The organism is Methylobacterium sp. J-068 (assembly GCF_022829445.1).
GTDB lineage: Bacteria > Pseudomonadota > Alphaproteobacteria > Rhizobiales > Beijerinckiaceae > Methylobacterium.
Genome location: NZ_JAKSXY010000084.1, coordinates 64,208 through 79,611, shown reverse-complemented (window position 1 = coordinate 79,611; position 15,404 = coordinate 64,208). Strand labels below are relative to the sequence as shown.

Sequence of the window (15,404 nt, the reverse complement as noted above, 5' to 3'; positions counted from 1 at the left end):
GCCAACGCAATGACTGAGCGTGGAGATGGCGCGCCCTACGGGAATCGAACCCGTGTTTTCGCCGTGAAAGGGCGACGTCCTGGACCGCTAGACGAAGGGCGCTGCTGCGGCGAGGGGTTCTATATGCGGCTTCGTTCGCGGGGGCAACGGGGGTTCGCCAACTCGTTTGTCGCTTGACGAATGGGGCGCCGGCCGGTTTGTCGGTTTCTTGATCGGCGGCCCGGCCATCTCGTCGGCGGCCGGAGAGCGGACCTTGTGATTCATGACGACGCGACGTGACGGCCCTTCGGGCCCGAGGACCAGCAAGCCCGGCTACACGCGGGGTCCCTTCCGGCGTGGACCGGCCCAGAACCAGCGCGGCGCGGCCAGCGTCGCGGCCGCCTCCGGCGACCACGTGGTGCTGTATGGCTGGCACCCGGTGGCGCAGGCGCTCGCCAACGAGGGCCGGATCCTGCACCGGCTCCTGGCGACGGAGAACGCCATGGCGCGGCTGACCGAGGAGATCGGGCCCCTGCGCATCGATCCCGAACTCGTGCGCCCCAGCGCGATCAACGCCCTGCTCGGGCCCGACGCGGTGCATCAGGGGCTCTACCTCGAGGCCGATCCGCTGCCGGGGCCGGACCTCGACGACCTGCCCGACGACGTGCTGCTGCTCGCCCTCGATCAGATCACCGATCCGCACAATGTCGGCGCCATCGTGCGCACGGCGGCCGCCTTCGGGGTCGCGGGCATCGTCACCACGGCGCGCCACTCGCCGAACGCCACCGGCGTCCTGGCCAAGTCCGCCTCGGGCGGCCTGGAGCACGTGCCCTTGATCGTGGTGCGCAACCTCTCGGATGCGCTCGTCGACCTCGGCAAGCGCGGCTTCACGCGCATCGGCCTCGATTCGGACGCCGAGACCGACCTCGCCAGCATCGGCCCGAAGCGCCCGGCGGTGATCGTGCTCGGGGCCGAGGGCAAGGGCCTGCGCCAGCGCACGCGCGACAATTGCGACGTGCTGGCCCGGATTCCCTTCAGCGGCGAGATCCGCAGCATCAACGTCTCGAACGCCGCCGCGATCACGCTCTACGCCCTCAGCCCGCGGGGCTGAGGGACGTCCTCGGCGCCCTCAGCGCCAGAAGGGCTTGACGTCGAGAAGCTCGCCATGGGCCTCGGCGGCGGCCTTCAGGAGCTTGCGGGCGTTCGCTTCGTTGTCGCCGGCCGCGAGCCCGGCCGCGAACAGCGTCTCGCTCGGCACCGGCGGATGATCCGGGGTGACGGTCAGGCTGGCGAGCACGGCGTGCGCGGTCGCCTGGTCGTTCAGCGCGCCGAGATGGTCCTGCAGGTCGGAGAGGGCCGAGGCGAAGGCCTTGTGCCGCTTGCGCGACGCCTTGTCGGTGAAGAGGCTCGCGAAGAAATCGGCGCCGTAGCGCAGCTTCTTGGCTTCGATCCGCACCCGGTGGCGCGCCTCCGGATCGAGCCGGTCGAGATGGCGGCCCCGCTTGCGGATGCGCTTGCGCGCCTTGTCCAGCACGTCGGCGGCGTAATCGGCCGCCGCCCGGTCGCGCTCCGGGGCCTCCAGCGTCCGCCACGTCCCCGTCTCCAGCCAGCTCGCGAGTTCGAGGACGAGGCCGCGCCATTCTGGGGATTCCAGGGTCGAGAGCACCGCGTCGTAGGCGCGGGACCGTTCGGCCTCCAGGCGCGCGCGCAGGTCGTCCAGTCCGGGCTCGTCGGGGCGTCTGGCCACTTCCGCCGGCAGGGTCTCGCCGAGGAAGACGTCGAGGTTGCGCGCGTGGCCGAACGGCTCGGTGATGCGCTTGATCTCCTCGCGCAGGTGTCCCGCCGTCGCGTCGCCCGCCAGGACCGGCTTGAACAGCGTGAAGGCGGAGCGCAGGCGGCGCAAGGCGACGCGCAACTGGTGCAGTGCCTCCGGATCGTGATCGTGAAGGAACACGTCCTCGTTGAGGCGCAGCTGTACCGTGCAGGCCTGCGCGATGGCGCGGAAGGCGTCTCCAGCCGTGGCCTCGGGGCCGAGATGCACGGGGCCGGCCTTGCTCGGGCGCCGCAGGGTGCCGTCGATCAGGCTGAAACCGCGCGCGCTCTTGCTGAGGGCGCCGAGGCGCAGCGGCACGGTTTCGGAAAGCGCCTGGGCCAGGGTGAAGAGGTCCTCGGGCTCGCCCGCCTTGAGTTCGAGTTCCAGTTCCCAGAGCGGCGCGTCGCCGCTCGGCGTCTGGATCCGGCCCTCGTCGAAGGCGACCTCGATGCGGGATGCCCCGTAGCTGACGCTGCGCGAGCGGCGCTCGACCAGGGTCGCGAAGACCGGGACCAGGGACGGGTCGGACACGGTTTCGAGGAGGGCCGGCAGCGGGGTTTCGCCGAGTTGCGCGAGGTCGGGCCGATCGCCCGGGATCGCGCCTTCCCATTCCGCCCGATCGAACAGACCGGCCGCCTTCGAGGCGACCTTGACCGTCTGGACGAAGGCGTCGCCCGCGCGGCGGACCCGCAGGGTCAGGCCGGCCTTGCGCAGATCGCCGTCCGGGGTGTCGTGGTAGGTCGAGGTCAGGAAGGCGGACTGCTCGTGCGACGCGGCCTGCAGGAACGGGTGGCGGGCGAGTTCGGCGAGGTCGCCCGCCTCGCATTGCAGCTTCAATTCGATTTCCCGCGGCGCGTCCATGTCTCGTCCTAACCGTCGGCCCCGATCCATCGGGCTCGATGAATCGGTCGGCCCCTCCGTCCGGGGGAAAGCCGGACGCGGCGCGACCGTTCCGTGTGGAATCGGCCGCGCTCCAACCCCCTGTATGGCGCAGCCCCGGCCTCAGGAGCGACCGAAATCTTTGCGAAATGCGTTCGCCCCCGGGGTGTTGTGGTGTAGCGGAGGGCGTCGGGCTGCGGCCCTTGAGTGCACTATCGTCGGACGGGGTCATGAATCGGGACCGGCTCAGGGCCGATCGCCTCTTGGTGGAGCAGGGCCATTTCGAGAGCCGGGCGCGGGCTCAGGCGGCCATCGCCGCCGGGCTGGTGCGGGCCGACGAACGCCCGGTCACGCGCCCCTCGGACCTCCTCGACCGGGACGCGCGCATCACCGCCAGCGCCCCCCACCCCTTCGTCTCGCGCGGCGGCCTCAAGCTGGCGGCCGCCCTCGACGCCTTCGGCCTCGACCCGGCGGGCCGGACCTGCCTCGACGTCGGAGCCTCGACGGGCGGCTTCACCGACGTCCTGCTCGGACGCGGGGCCGCGCATGTCTACGCCGTCGATGTCGGCCGCGACCAGCTCCATGCCTCCCTTCGGGACGACCCGCGCGTCACCAGCCTCGAGGGCCGGGATGCACGGACCCTCGACCGGCACGCCCTTCCGGTGGCGCCCGGCCTCTGCGCCATCGACGTCAGCTTCATCGCCCTGCGCCTCGTCCTGCCGGCCATCCTGCCGCTGCTGGCGCCCGGAGCCGCGCTCGCGGCGCTGATCAAGCCGCAATTCGAGGCCGGGCGCGAGCGGGTCGGGCGCGGCGGGATCGTGCGCGACGCGGCGGTCCACGCGGCGGTCTGCGACGGGGTCCGCGATGTCCTCGAAGGCGCGGGGATGACGATCCTCGGGCTGATTCCGTCGCCCGTCACCGGCGGCGACGGCAACCGCGAATTCCTGATCGGGGCTCGCCTGGATTCCGAACGATGACCGAGACGAAGATGGACATCCCCGCCGAGACCGTCGAGATCCGGCGCCTCGGGGCGCGCGGCGACGGCATGGCGGAGGACGGCACCGCCGTGGCGCTCGCCCTGCCGGGCGAGCGCGTCACCATCCGGCGGGAGGGATCGCGCGGGCACCTCCTGGCGGTCGAGCGGCCCGCGCCGGATCGGATCGATCCCTTCTGTCCCTATTTCGGCACCTGCGGCGGCTGCGCCGTGCAGCACCTCGCGCCCGAACCCTACGCCGCCTGGAAGCGCGGCCAGCTGGTCCAGGCCCTGTCCCAGGCGCGGCTCGCGGCGGAGCCGGGGCCGATGATCGATGCGCGGGGGGAGGGGCGCCGGCGCCTGACCCTGCACGTGCGCGCCGTGGAGGGTCGGGCCGAGGCGGGGCTGATGGCCGCGCGCAGCCACGATCTGGTGGCCATCGACCATTGCCCCATCACCGTGCCGATGCTGCACCCCGCGCCCCGGATCGCCGAGGCCCTGAGCGCACCGCTCGGCCACGGCCGCAAGCCCCTCGATGTCGCCTTCACCGCCACCGAGGCCGGGCTCGATGTCGACATCCGGGGGCACGGCCCCGCGGCCGAGGGCGTGCGCGCCGCCTTGGTGCGCCTCGCCTCCGAGTGGGACCTCGCCCGCCTCGCCCTGCACGGCGACGTCCTGGTGGAGCGCCGCGCCCCCGCGATCTCGACCTCGGGCCTGCGCCTCGTTCCGCCGGCGGGCGGGTTCCTTCAGGCCACGGAGGCCGGCGAAGCGGTGCTGGCCGCCACCGTCCTCGCCGCCCTCGACAAGAGGACGAAGCGGGTGGTCGACCTGTTCTCCGGCAGCGGCCCCTTCACCCTCGCCATGGCGCGGACCCGCGACGTCCACGCCGTGGAAGGGGAAGCCGCCGCTCTCGCGAGCCTCGACCGGGCGGTGCGGGCCGTGCCGGGCCTGCGCCGGGTCACCACCGAGCGGCGGGACCTGTTCCGTCGCCCGCTCCTGCCCCTGGAACTCGATGCCTACGATGCCGTGGTGTTCGATCCGCCCCGCGCGGGGGCGGGGGCGCAGGCGACGCGGATCGCCGAGTCGAAGGTGCCGCTGGTCGTCGGCGTGGCCTGCGACGTCGGCACCTTCGCGCGCGACGCCGCCACCCTGGTGGCGGGCGGCTACACGCTGGAGACGGTCACGCCCGTCGACCAGTTCGCCTATTCGGGCCATGTGGAGGTGGTGGGCGTGTTCCGGCGCCCGCGCCCGCCGCGCAAGCGCCTGTAGGGCGGCTCGACCAAGAGCCTCCGGGGCGTCTCGACAAAGCGCGCCCGGCCCTTAAGTGACGGGCTATGCGCGCATTCATTCTCGCCCTCGGCCTCCTCACCTGTGCCGGCCCCGCCGCGGCGGATGCCTGCGGCGACCTGATCGACCGCGTGGTGGCGGGCACGCAGGCCAGCCTGGTGAAGCGAACCGCGGACTTCGCGGAATTCTCGGCCAGCGACGGCATCGGCCTGACGCTGGCCTGCGGCGACCTCTCGGCGGTGGGCGTGCAGTACCGGGGGGCGACGCTGCCCGCCGGCTACTTCCCCCTGTTCGGCCGGGCCGGGCACGCGACCACGGGCATTTCCGCCGAGGCGATCGCAGAGGCCGGCATGAAGGCGCGCGACAGTGCGATGATCACCCGCCACAGCAACGTGGACGCGGGCGCGGCGCTCGTGACGTGCTCGGTCTCGACATACAACGGCAGTCCGGTCACGGCCTGCGCGGTGATCGACAAGGACGACCGCCGCTGAGCGGACGCACGATCGCCCGTTTTCTAGGATCGCATGGCGATCAGCATGTAGCCGGAATAGGCGAGGGCGGCGGCCATCAGGAGGTAGGCGTTCGGTTCCATGGCGTCGGCTTAGGTGCGCCGCCGCGAGGGGTCGAGCCGACCCTCTGACGCTGCGGCATCGCGTTCGCTTCAGTCCGCGTTAACCATGCCGGGTCGAACGTTCCGGCTCGCCGATCATCCATCCGAGGAGCCGATGCGCCGTTCCATCCGCCCTGTCCTCGCCGTCGCCGGACGCCTGATCGGCCTCATGCCCGCGATCGCGGCTTGCGCGACGGTGGCCGCGCGGGCACAGGAGCCGTTGTTCTTGCGCATTCGCCCCGCCGGGGATACGCCCGCCGGCCTCGGCGGCGCGGGCCCCTCGGACGAGGACATCGCCCGGGCCGCCCGGGCGCGGAGCGAAGCGGTGTGGCAACGCGCCGAGCAGCGGTCCCGCATCGCCATCGCGTCGGTCTGTACCGGATGCCTCGTGGCATCCCGTGCGGCCGAGCCCAGCCCGAAATCGACGCCGCCGGCTCCGGTCCATCCGGACGCGGACGGCGTCACCCCCGTCGCGGCCGAGTCCACGGCCGTTCCGATCTCGCCCCTCGCAGAGGCACACCTCCCATGACCCAGGCCCATCCGACCAGCGGCGCCGTTCCCGATCCGGATTGCCCGGTCTCCCTCGATCTCCTCGGCCAGGTCTACCGGGCGGACGAGGACGACCTGCCCGAGATCCTCGCCGCGATGTCGACGACGACGCGGGCGCGCCTCGCCGTCTACCTCTACGGCAAGAGCCACATGCACCAGCTCGGCCTTCGGGTGGCGCGCGAATGCGAGCGCGAGGATCTGGTCCGGGTGGCCGACGAGATCGGCTCCGTGGTCTACGGCCAGTCCCGCCTGAAGCCGGCCCGCCCCGCCACGCCGACCCCCGCCGCGGCCCCTCCGAAGAAGATCAGCCTCGGCGGCTCGGGGACGAAGAAGATCAGCCTCGGCGGCTCCGGCGCGAAGAACCGCCTGTTCGACTGAGAGCGGGCTCCCGACGGAGGCGCCGTGCCGAAGCCCCCGCACGCGCGGCGCCTGGGCCAAGCCCAGATCCGCCATCCCGAAGGGAGCAGCCGGTCTGACTTGCACCCGCGCGGGAACCGTGGCCTTTCGCTGAACCTGACCCTGGTTTCGGAGTGACATTGCATGTTCGGTGCGTGGTGGAAGCTCGGCATGGATGCGACGATGCTCGCCATGGAATCGCAGCAGGTCATCGGGATGCGGCTCGCGATGCTGTCCGCGGGCGGCTCCGCGGCGCAGGCCGAGGCCCAGCGCATGGTCACCGAGAAGATCACGGCGGCCAGTGAGGCGGCCCTGCTCATCGCGGCCGGCGGCTCCACCGCCCGCGTCGTCGCCGATTACCGGCGCAAGGTGCGGGCGAACGCCCGGCGCCTGTCGAAGCGCTAGCCGCCCGTTTTAACCAGCTCTTAACCATACGCTTTCATCGTCTCCCGGACCGTCGGACCGCGAGGACAAGGAGCGTGTGATGACCCACTTCGAACATCAGGTGCGGGAACGCGCCTACTACATCTGGGAAGGCGAGGGCCGCGTGTTCGGCCGGGCCGACGAGCATTGGCTGCGCGCCGAGACCGAGCTGCACGCGAGCCTGAGCCCGGCGCCCGTCCTGGTCGAGGCCGTGGCCCCGAGCCTGACGCGCTCGGCGAACCCCGCCGAGATCCTCGGCGAGTCGCTGAAGGCCAAGCCGAGCCGCGCCCGTGGCGTGACCGCCAAGGTCGAGGCCAAGGTCAAGGCCGCCGCCAGGACCACGGCCGAGCCGGCGCCGAAGGCGGCGAAATCGACCGCGACCAGGACCGCTTCGACCAAGACCGCTGCGACCGAGACCGCGGCACCTGCGACGAAGTCCGCCCCGGCGGCCAAGGCGGCGGCAACCGCGAAGCCTGCCGCGAGCAAGACCGCCGTTGCCAAGCCCGTCGCCGCCAAGACCGCCGTCGCCAAGGCGCCGAAGGCCGCCGCGCGCCCGCGTGCCGCCGAAGCCGTCGCCACGGTTCACTGATCGCAGCCCCGCGATCCGTCCTGCCGCCGATCCGAAAAAGCCCGCTTCCCCGAGACAGGGAAGCGGGCTTTTCCTTTGGCTTCAGAGCCTAGCGTCGCCCGCGCGGGTTCGGAACGAAGCCGAACCTTGGCGGTTGACAGACCAGCTCCCAGTCCTGCGCGGCCCCGCGCGAGCGCGCCGCCGATGCTTTCCCCGCGAGGCCGTCATGAAGACCACGATCTCCACCTTGCTCGCCCTCAGCCTGGCCGGGCTACCCATCGGCGCCGTGGCGGGCCCCGGCGCACCGCGCGGCGCGCCGGTGATCGTCGATGTCGACGCGACCGGCGGCGTGGGTGGCCGCGCGCCGTGGAGCCGCAGCTGGGAATACGATTCGGGAAGCGACAACGATCGCCGTCCCGAATTGCCCTATTATCAGCAGGGGCGCGGACAGCAGACCGGCGGCCCCGCCCGCAACTTGCTGCCCGACGACGGATTCCACATCTTCCCGCGCTGAGCGCTCGAAGCTGGAACGGCCGTGCCGTCCGGCCGTTCGCCTGGGACGGGTGACGGGGCCGCAGCCCCGCGCCGCAACGGGCACGGGACAGGACCATGGCAAAGACCGTTCAGGCGGTGATCTTCGACATCGACGGCACCCTGCTCGACAGCGTCGACCTGCATGCCCGGGCCTGGGTCGATGCCTTCGCGCATTTCGGGGTGACGGTCTCCCATGCGGATGCCCGGAGCCAGATCGGCAAGGGTGGCGACCAGTTGCTCCCGGTGTTCCTCGACGAATCGCGCATCGCGCGCGAGGGCGAGCGCATCGAGGCCTACCGCTCCGACCTGTTCAAGCGCGACTACCTGTCGAAGGTGAAGCCGTTTCCGGGCGTGCCTGCCTTGTTTCGGCATCTTCGCGCGGAGGGCCTGACCGTGGCGCTGGCCTCCTCCGGCAAGGCGAAGGAAGTCGAGCAATATCAGAAGCTTCTCGGGATCGAGGGCTTGGCGGACGTGGTGGTGAGTTCCGACGACGTCGAGCGCTCGAAGCCCTTCCCGGACATCTTCGCGGCGGCCCTCGAGAAGCTCGCCCCGATCGGCGCAGCGGCCGCCATCGTGATCGGCGACACGCCCTACGACGCCGAGGCGGCGTCCAAGGCCGGGATCCGAACCATCGGCGTGCTCTGCGGCGGCTTTCCCGAAGCGGACCTCAACGGCGCGGGCTGCGTCGCGCTCTACCAGGACCCGCAGGACATCCTCGACGGATACCGCGATTCTCCCCTCGCGCGCTAACGCGGCCCTCACCATCCGGATGGGAAACGGGGTCGTCCCCACATTCTTGACGAGAACCCGTTTTGTTCCCGCGCGCAGGACAGGATTGCGTGCCGGCTATGGATAGATGGCAAAAAACTCTGGCGCGGGCGCGATTCATGGCGTAGCGAGCCGCCCGTGATCGCGCCTGATCACGCCACGGATCCGCGGACCATGCCCCAGCCGGCCCAAACGAACCTGAAAACCGAGATCTCGGCCGAGCAGCCCCCGCTGCAGGTCCAGATCCGCTCGGCGGTCGAGGACCGCACCACGCCGATCAGCCGGCTGCTGCGGTTGATGTCGGCGCTCGACGCGGACGCGACCGCGAACCAGAACCTCCGTCACATGCTCCGCGCCCGCATCGGCGCACCGCTCAGCGTCTGACCTCCTGAACCGCCCTCGGTCCCGTGCGCAGGATCAGGACGGGCGAGAGCCCGGTGTCGCGCGGCGCGAGCCGCCCTGCGAGCGCTTCATGCAGGCGAAGGAGATCTGCCGCCCGATCGCGTAGAGCCCGAGGCCACGCGGATCGGGCGTCGAGGAGACCTCGGTCGTTCCATCGTGCCGGGACGGACGCCCCCGATCAAACCCCTGGGGGCCGCCCCACGGTTCAGGGCCATACCCAGGCGCAGGCGCTCTCACCCGAAACGGCCAGGCACTCGAACGGCGCGCCTCCCACCATCGCTCGATGCTCGGCGGCACCGATCCGCCCGCGCGGAATGGTACGGCAGCCCGGATGTCCCGGCAGCGCGGCCTCCGCCGCGACCCGGTCGCCGGACGCCATCAGCACGCGCAGCTGCACCAGCGTCTCGCAGGCGACGACTGCCGTCTCGGCCCTCAGCGGGGCGAGATTCGCGCCGATCAACACGATCGCGAGCGCGGGGCCAAGGGTGCGGAGCCATCCCGTCATCGGCGTGCCTTCTCGGGGGCGCCGGATTTGTCGCCGGATCCCGCCTTCGGGCCCGGTCGCGGTTTGGCCGGCGGTTCGGCGAGGTCGACGGTGCCGGCCACGACCCAGTGACAAATTCCGGTGTTGCGCAGGGTCAGGCAATCGTAGGCGTTCCCGCTCAGGGTGAGGTGCTCCTGCAGCGCCGTGACCGCCTCGCGGGCAAGGACCACACAACCGAGGTGATCCGCCTGGTCGTTGCCGAGGATCGCCGCGGCGCCGCCGGCATCCGCCTTCGTCTGCCGCATCAGCATGCGCAGGTTGACCAGGGAGGGGCAGCCGATGATCGGCCCGGGCGCCGCCGTCGCGGGGACCGGGGCCCCGAAGCCGAGGACCAGACAGAGACCGAGGAGACGGAGCGGGGACATCGGGCACCTTTCGCGAGGGGCGGACTTAAGTGTCTCTCACAAAACCCCTCCGGCTGTGACGGGATTTAGGGCACGAAACGGCGCGACGGGAGGGGACGCTCGCGCACGTCCCGTCACGCGGCGCCGCGCCGCAGCTTCGCGAAGCGCTTCACGGCGCGGTCGCGGCGCAAGCGCGAGAGCCGCTCGATCCAGAAGATGCCGTCGAGCTGGTCGATCTCGTGCTGGAGGCAGGCGGCGCGAAACCCCTCCGCTTCCTCCTCCTGCTCGACACCGTCCAGATCCTGAAACCGAAGCCGAATCCGCGCGGCGCGGTCGACCATCTCCATGACGCCCGGCATGGAGACGCTGCCCTCCTCCTGGGGACCGCGCTCGGGCGAAGCCCAGACGATCTCGGGATTCACGTAGGCCGTCGTCGGCTCGCCCGGCTCCATCCGGAGCAGCACGACGCGCTGCGGCCGGCCGATATGCGGCAGGGTCAGGCCGAGAGCCGACACGGAGCGCATGACCGCTTCGAGGTCGCGCACGGAGTCCCGCAGGGCTGCGTCGAAGGTCACGACGGGGGCGGCCGTCAGGCGCAGGCGCGGGTCGGGATAGATCAGGAGGGATGCGGAGGACACCGGGTGATTCCGAGCGAGGGGAGGTCAGACCGCGCGCGGGCCGCGATGGATCGGGCGCGATCCCCTGATCCGTGCTTTGGCCCGCGCCTTGCGGCGTCGGTCGCTCACACAGAGCAAACTCGTTCCGGAGACGCAATGACGGATCGTCGTTCCGAAGCCCGCCGCGATGCCGCGATCGGCAAGCCCCGTGACCTGCGCGGGTCCGGGGAGGTCATCCTGCTGACGCTGGCGACCCTCCTCGGCCTTCTCTGGGCGATTGTGCTGGTGACCCATTTCCACGGCCATTTGAGCCAGGTCGGCCAGTCGCTCTGGCTGACGCGCTGAGGCTCAATATTCCCACTCGGCCCCGACACCCACGGCGGTGCGGCCGTCGCTGCCGGCCTCGCCCTGGATCTTGACCCGGCGCGAGACGTCGTAATCCACGGTGGCGGCCGTGTCGGCGGGCTTGGCGCCGGCCTTCACGCCGACGCTGAGGCGATCGCTGAGATAGCGCGATGCGCCGAGGGCGGGCCCGCCGCTCGCCCCCGTCGAGACATCGAGGCTGTCGAGCCCGAGCCCCTTGCGCGCCTGCTCGAACACGTCGACGCCGCCGGCGCCGCCCGAGAACTGCGCCACGGCCTGCGCCAGTTGCAGGGCCTGGAAGGGCGAGAGGCCACCGGATGCCTTCTTGAACAGCAGGCGCGAGAGCACCTCGTCCTGCGGCAGGCTCGGATCGGAGGTGAGGAGGAAGCTCGGCTGGTTGGCCGGCCCGGTGACGGCGATGCGGGCGGTGACCTCGGCCGCCTTGGTCTCGGCGACGAAGTCGAGGTCGGGGGCCGCGATCTCGCCGCCGAAGGTCAGGCGCCCTCGGGTGAAGTCGAGGCGCTGGCCGACCACGCTGAGGCGGCCGCGCCGCATCTCGAAGGCCCCCGTCGCCACGGGGTCGCGGGAGGAGCCGGTGAGGCGCAGCGCGCCGCCGAGTTCGGCATCGATGCCGCGGCCGCGCACGAAGATCCGGTTCGGCGCGTTCACCGCGACGTCGAGCGTGGCGTCGAAGGGCGCGGCGCCTTTCCGGCCCTTGCGCCCGAGCGCCGCGATCTTCGCACGCCGGTCGGCCCGCGCGTCGAGGCGTGCCCGCACCTCCGGCGGCGTGTTCACCCGGCGGATCTCGGGCAGGGGCTGCACCGTCGCGGGCAGGCGGTCCGGCACCGAGACGTCGACGGAGACGAGGTCGATCCGCCCGGCCACCTTCGGCGTGCGGGCGAGCGGGCCGGTCAGCGCGAGGTTGAGGCTCGCCACCGCCGTCATCAGCGGGCTGGAGACGAGTTCGGCCCGCTCGGCCGAGACCCGGAGGGTGCCGGGAAAGCCGGCGGCCGGATCCAGCGCGACGCGCCCGTCGCCGCGCAGGGTCCCGCCGTTGCGGGTCAGGGCGGTGAGGCGCTCGACCACCAGGGTGTCGCCGCGCCCGGTGACGCGCCCCTCGATCTGGGTGAGGCGGATGCCCTGGAGCGGATCGGTGAAGGCCCCGTTCGCCAGGGTGGCGCTCCCCTCGGCGCGCGGCGCGGCGAGGTTTCCGGTGACGCCGGCATCGATGGCGATGCGCCCGGCGACGCGCTGGCCGCCGGTGCTGAGGAGAGAATTGGCGAGGGCGGCGTCGAGGGTGCCGCGCAGCTTCAGCGCGAGGGCGCCGCCCGCCGCCACGGGCAACGAGCCGCTGATGTTCATCTCGGCGCCGCGCCCGGCGGAGACCCGGCCCTCGATCCCGGCGCGTCCGTCGCTCAGCGTTCCGCTGGCCCGGGCCTCGATGGGCGGCAAGCCGGCCTTGCGCGTCTCCGGCGTGACGAGGCGGGCGACGGTGAAGGCGTAGCGGCCCTCCGGCCGGTTCGTGGATCCGCGCAGGTCGGCCTCGCCGTCGAGGGTTCCGGTGAGCGCGAGGCTCGGGGACGCGATGCGGGCCAATGCCAGGGGGAGGGCCCGGATGCCGAGCTTGAGGTCGAGGACCTGTCCGGCCCGGCCCGACAGGCTGACGCGGCCGGAGCCGGCGGCCACCACGAGGTTGTCGATGAGCGCCGTGCCGCCGTCGAGGGTCACGCTGGCGGGCCCCGCGAGCGCCAGACGGTCGCCGCCACGCGCGGCGGAGAACCGGGCGAGTTCGATGCGGGTGCGCTCGCCCGGCACGAGGCGGGCGGCACCGTCGAGGTCGAAGCCGCGCGCCTTGGCCGACAGGGTGATGTCACTCGCGTTCGGCGCGCCGACGGCCGCGAGGCGGACCGTATCGAGGCTCTCGCCGGCCGCGATCAGGCGGTCGGCGTTCACGCGGCCGTCGATCACCGGCCGGCCCGTCAGGTCGCGTCCGGTCAGGTCGGCATCGAGCCGCGCGAGTCCGAATTCCCCGGCGCGGAGCGAAGCCCCCCTGGCCTTCACCGCAGCGTCCTGCCGCCCACCCTCGCGCGAGAGGGTGATGGCAGCGTCGAGATTGCCGCCGAGCGGCGTCAGGGCGAGGGGCGAGAGATCGTCGAGATTACCCGCCGCGAGGGTGAGCGCGCCCTGTGTGAGAAGCGTGCGGGCGTCGAGGGCGGCGCGGCCGTCGAGGGAGACGGAGCCGAGCCGGAAGGCGAGCCGGTCGAGGGACCAGGCATCGGCGGAGGGCCGCGCGAGGTGGGCGTCGCCCCGCAGGGGCTTGCCGCCGATGTCGCCGGACAGGCGCAGGGTTCCGTCGAGGGCCCCCGTGAGATCCGTCATCGCCATGTCGACCCGAAGGTCGCGCAGCGGACGGCCGAGGGCGCGCGCGTCACCGGCGGTCAGCGTCGCGGTGAGATCGGGCTTCTCCAGCGTGCCGGTGAGGCGGCCGTCGAGCAGGGCGCGGCCGGCGAGCTTCGGATCGAGGGCCGAGAGGTCCTTCAGGTCGACGACGAGCTTGGCATCGGCAAGGCGCGCGGTGGCCCGGCCCTCCAGGCGCCCGACGATCGCGGCGCCCTCCAGCCGAGCGCCCTCGAAGGCGTAGCCGTCATAGACCTGCGAGAGGCGGCCGCTGAAACGCGGCGCGCTGCCGAGGGTGCGATCGAGGGGGGCCGAGGCGAGCGCGAGGCCGCTGGTCCGCACGTCCACATCCGCCGAGACCGCCTTGCGCGCCGGATCGCCGCTCAGGACGGCGCGCGCCGTGAGCGCTCCGGCGAGCGGGCGCCCGGCCATCTCCGAGAAGGCCGCGAGGTCCGAGAGCGCGGCGTCGACGGTGCCGGTCAGGGTGTTCTGGCCGACCTTGCCGGCGTAGGAGGCGCGGGCGGTCGGGCCGTCGAGATCGAGCTTGGCCACCTCGACGATGCCGTCGGGCTGCAGCGTGCCCCGGAAGGTCAGCGCCGCCCGCGAGCCGATCGCCCGGCGCAGGGCGGGGTCGGCGAGGCGCAAGCCGTCGACCTTGGCGTCGGCCGAGAGCGCGAAGCGGGCAGCACCCGGCTCGGCGCCCGCCGGCATCATCGCCAGACTGGCGTCGATCCGCTCCAGCGCGCTGCCATCGGCCCGCAATCCGGCGGCCTTGAGCGTGCCGTTCACGGTGGGGCGGGCGATCGGCCCCTTCAGGCTGCCGTCGAAGACGAGGCTGTCGAGTTCGGCATCGGCGGCCTTAGTCACGCCGCCCTCGGTCGGAACGGCACGAGCCGCGATGAGGAAATCCGCGATCCGCTCGGCGCTCAGCGTCCCGCGCGCGTCGAGGCGGGCCGTGCGGGAGGTGAGTTCGAGCCGGTCGATGCCGAAGGCGCCGCTGTCGGAGAAGCGCAGCCCACCGTCGAGTTTGGTCGTGCCGGAGAAGATCGCCGCGGCCGGGCCGGGCAGCAGCGCCTCGATCCGCGAGGCGAGATCGAGCGTCAGGCGACGCTCGGCGCCGATGCGCGAGATGCGCGCGGTGCCCTTGGCGCCGAGTTCCGGCCCCGCATCGAGGTCGAGGCGCGCGTTCCAGGCATCGAGGGTGCCGCGCCCGTCGAGGTCGAGGTTGATCGGCGGCGTGCCGGGCACGTTGGCGGCCTTCGAGAGCAGGCCGCCCGCGGGCTCCACCAGCGTGGTCTTGAGTTCGAGCGTCTCGCCCTTGGGCACGAACAGCAGGCGGGCGCCGAAGCGGCCTTCGGCGTCGAGGCGGCGCACGGTGAGGTCGAGGTCGAGCCCCTCGGAGGGAGCGCCGAGCTTGGCCCGGCCCTCGGCGGAGAGGCGTGCCGGCTGCCCCGCGAGGGCCTCGCCGAGGACGAGTTCGGCGAGCCGGAAGGCCTTGACCTCGACCTTCACGGGCAGGTCCGGCAGCAGCGAGCCGTCGGGCTCGGGCGTCGCCGAGACCGGGGCGGGGCGGGGACGCCGCAGGACTTCGAGGCGCCCGACCTCCAGGCTCTCGACCTCGAGGCGGCCGGAGAGCAGGGCGAGGCGGCGCCAGACGAGGCGCGCCCGGTCGAGCTTCAGCCAGACGCCGTCGGCGTCGCTGATCGCCACGTCGCGGATGGTGGCGTCGGAGGACAGGGCGCCGTCGACGGCGCCGATGGCGACGCGCGAGCCCGGCGTCGAGAGGGCCTTCGAGAGCAGGCCGCCGAGCACCGTCTTCTCGCCCTCGTCCGCGCGGGTGAGGGTGGCGCCGCCGAGGGGGAGAAGAAGGGTCGCGGCGAGGACGAGAGCCGGGAGGGTGCCCTTCGCGGAAATCCCACGGGATCGGACCAGACCGCCCCGCGCCATCCGGGGATCAC

Annotated in this window: 17 protein-coding genes and 1 tRNA gene; 12 read left to right on the top strand and 6 right to left on the bottom strand. The window is 72.6% G+C overall.

Annotated features, from left to right (window positions below; translation table 11 throughout):
- Positions 1-26: 26 nt before the first annotated feature.
- Positions 27-102 (bottom strand) — tRNA-Glu (locus MKK54_RS14010).
- A gap of 160 nt (positions 103-262) precedes the next feature.
- Here MKK54_RS14010 and rlmB point away from each other — a divergent pair.
- Positions 263-1,090, top strand: a complete 828-nt coding sequence (rlmB, locus tag MKK54_RS14005; RefSeq protein ID WP_244011684.1) for a 23S rRNA (guanosine(2251)-2'-O)-methyltransferase RlmB — start codon at positions 263-265, stop codon at positions 1,088-1,090.
- An 18-nt stretch (positions 1,091-1,108) separates the two neighbouring features.
- Here rlmB and MKK54_RS14000 read toward each other — a convergent pair whose 3' ends face one another.
- Positions 1,109-2,653: a CHAD domain-containing protein gene (locus MKK54_RS14000; protein WP_244011682.1), complete on the bottom strand. Its 1,545-nt coding sequence runs from the start codon at positions 2,651-2,653 to the stop codon at positions 1,109-1,111.
- A 248-nt stretch (positions 2,654-2,901) separates the two neighbouring features.
- Here MKK54_RS14000 and MKK54_RS13995 point away from each other — a divergent pair, with 248 nt between their 5' ends.
- The 10 genes from MKK54_RS13995 to MKK54_RS13950 all read left to right on the top strand — a co-directional run bounded on the left by MKK54_RS13995 (position 2,902) and on the right by MKK54_RS13950 (position 9,163).
- Positions 2,902-3,648, top strand: a complete 747-nt coding sequence (locus tag MKK54_RS13995) for a TlyA family RNA methyltransferase (protein WP_244011680.1) — start codon at positions 2,902-2,904, stop codon at positions 3,646-3,648.
- Positions 3,645-4,913 carry a class I SAM-dependent RNA methyltransferase gene (locus MKK54_RS13990; RefSeq protein ID WP_244011679.1) on the top strand — a complete coding sequence of 423 codons (1,269 nt, stop codon included), beginning with the start codon at positions 3,645-3,647 and terminating at the stop codon, positions 4,911-4,913. Before MKK54_RS13995 ends, MKK54_RS13990 begins: the two co-directional genes overlap by 4 nt.
- Before the next feature lie 65 nt (positions 4,914-4,978).
- Positions 4,979-5,422 (top strand): hypothetical protein, encoded by a 444-nt coding sequence (locus MKK54_RS13985; RefSeq protein ID WP_244011677.1) that lies wholly within the window; start codon positions 4,979-4,981, stop codon positions 5,420-5,422.
- Positions 5,423-5,656: 234 nt separating this feature from the next.
- Positions 5,657-6,070, top strand: a complete 414-nt coding sequence (locus MKK54_RS13980) for a hypothetical protein (protein ID WP_244011674.1) — start codon at positions 5,657-5,659, stop codon at positions 6,068-6,070.
- Positions 6,067-6,468 carry a hypothetical protein gene (locus tag MKK54_RS13975; RefSeq protein ID WP_244011672.1) on the top strand — a complete coding sequence of 134 codons (402 nt, stop codon included), beginning with the start codon at positions 6,067-6,069 and terminating at the stop codon, positions 6,466-6,468. Before MKK54_RS13980 ends, MKK54_RS13975 begins: the two co-directional genes overlap by 4 nt.
- A gap of 162 nt (positions 6,469-6,630) precedes the next feature.
- Entirely contained in the window at positions 6,631-6,891 is a 261-nt protein-coding gene (locus MKK54_RS13970; protein ID WP_244011670.1) for a hypothetical protein, read from the top strand.
- Between the two features lie 79 nt (positions 6,892-6,970).
- A complete protein-coding gene (locus tag MKK54_RS13965; RefSeq protein WP_244011668.1) occupies positions 6,971-7,498 on the top strand; it encodes a DUF2934 domain-containing protein in 528 nt (175 codons plus the stop codon).
- Between the two features lie 205 nt (positions 7,499-7,703).
- The gene (locus tag MKK54_RS13960) at positions 7,704-7,991 is read left to right on the top strand and encodes a hypothetical protein (RefSeq protein WP_244011666.1); all 288 of its coding nucleotides are present in this window, start codon (positions 7,704-7,706) and stop codon (positions 7,989-7,991) included.
- Positions 7,992-8,086: 95 nt separating this feature from the next.
- Positions 8,087-8,761: an HAD family hydrolase gene (locus tag MKK54_RS13955; RefSeq protein ID WP_244011663.1), complete on the top strand. Its 675-nt coding sequence runs from the start codon at positions 8,087-8,089 to the stop codon at positions 8,759-8,761.
- A 192-nt stretch (positions 8,762-8,953) separates the two neighbouring features.
- Entirely contained in the window at positions 8,954-9,163 is a 210-nt protein-coding gene (locus MKK54_RS13950; protein ID WP_244011661.1) for a hypothetical protein, read from the top strand.
- Positions 9,164-9,386: 223 nt separating this feature from the next.
- Here MKK54_RS13950 and MKK54_RS13945 read toward each other — a convergent pair whose 3' ends face one another.
- The 3 genes from MKK54_RS13945 to MKK54_RS13935 form a co-directional block, all read right to left on the bottom strand.
- Entirely contained in the window at positions 9,387-9,686 is a 300-nt protein-coding gene (locus MKK54_RS13945; protein ID WP_244011659.1) for a hypothetical protein, read from the bottom strand.
- Positions 9,683-10,090 carry a hypothetical protein gene (locus tag MKK54_RS13940; protein WP_244011658.1) on the bottom strand — a complete coding sequence of 136 codons (408 nt, stop codon included), beginning with the start codon at positions 10,088-10,090 and terminating at the stop codon, positions 9,683-9,685. Before MKK54_RS13940 ends, MKK54_RS13945 begins: the two co-directional genes overlap by 4 nt.
- A 113-nt stretch (positions 10,091-10,203) precedes the next feature.
- Positions 10,204-10,707: a peptide deformylase gene (locus MKK54_RS13935; protein WP_244011657.1), complete on the bottom strand. Its 504-nt coding sequence runs from the start codon at positions 10,705-10,707 to the stop codon at positions 10,204-10,206.
- 135 nt (positions 10,708-10,842) lie between these two features.
- Here MKK54_RS13935 and MKK54_RS13930 point away from each other — a divergent pair, with 135 nt between their 5' ends.
- Positions 10,843-11,031, top strand: a complete 189-nt coding sequence (locus MKK54_RS13930; protein WP_244011656.1) for a hypothetical protein — start codon at positions 10,843-10,845, stop codon at positions 11,029-11,031.
- Positions 11,032-11,034: 3 nt separating this feature from the next.
- On the opposite strand, the gene MKK54_RS13925 is transcribed toward MKK54_RS13930, so the two are convergent.
- A complete protein-coding gene (locus MKK54_RS13925; RefSeq protein WP_244011655.1) occupies positions 11,035-15,393 on the bottom strand; it encodes a translocation/assembly module TamB domain-containing protein in 4,359 nt (1,452 codons plus the stop codon).
- Positions 15,394-15,404 lie beyond the last annotated feature (11 nt).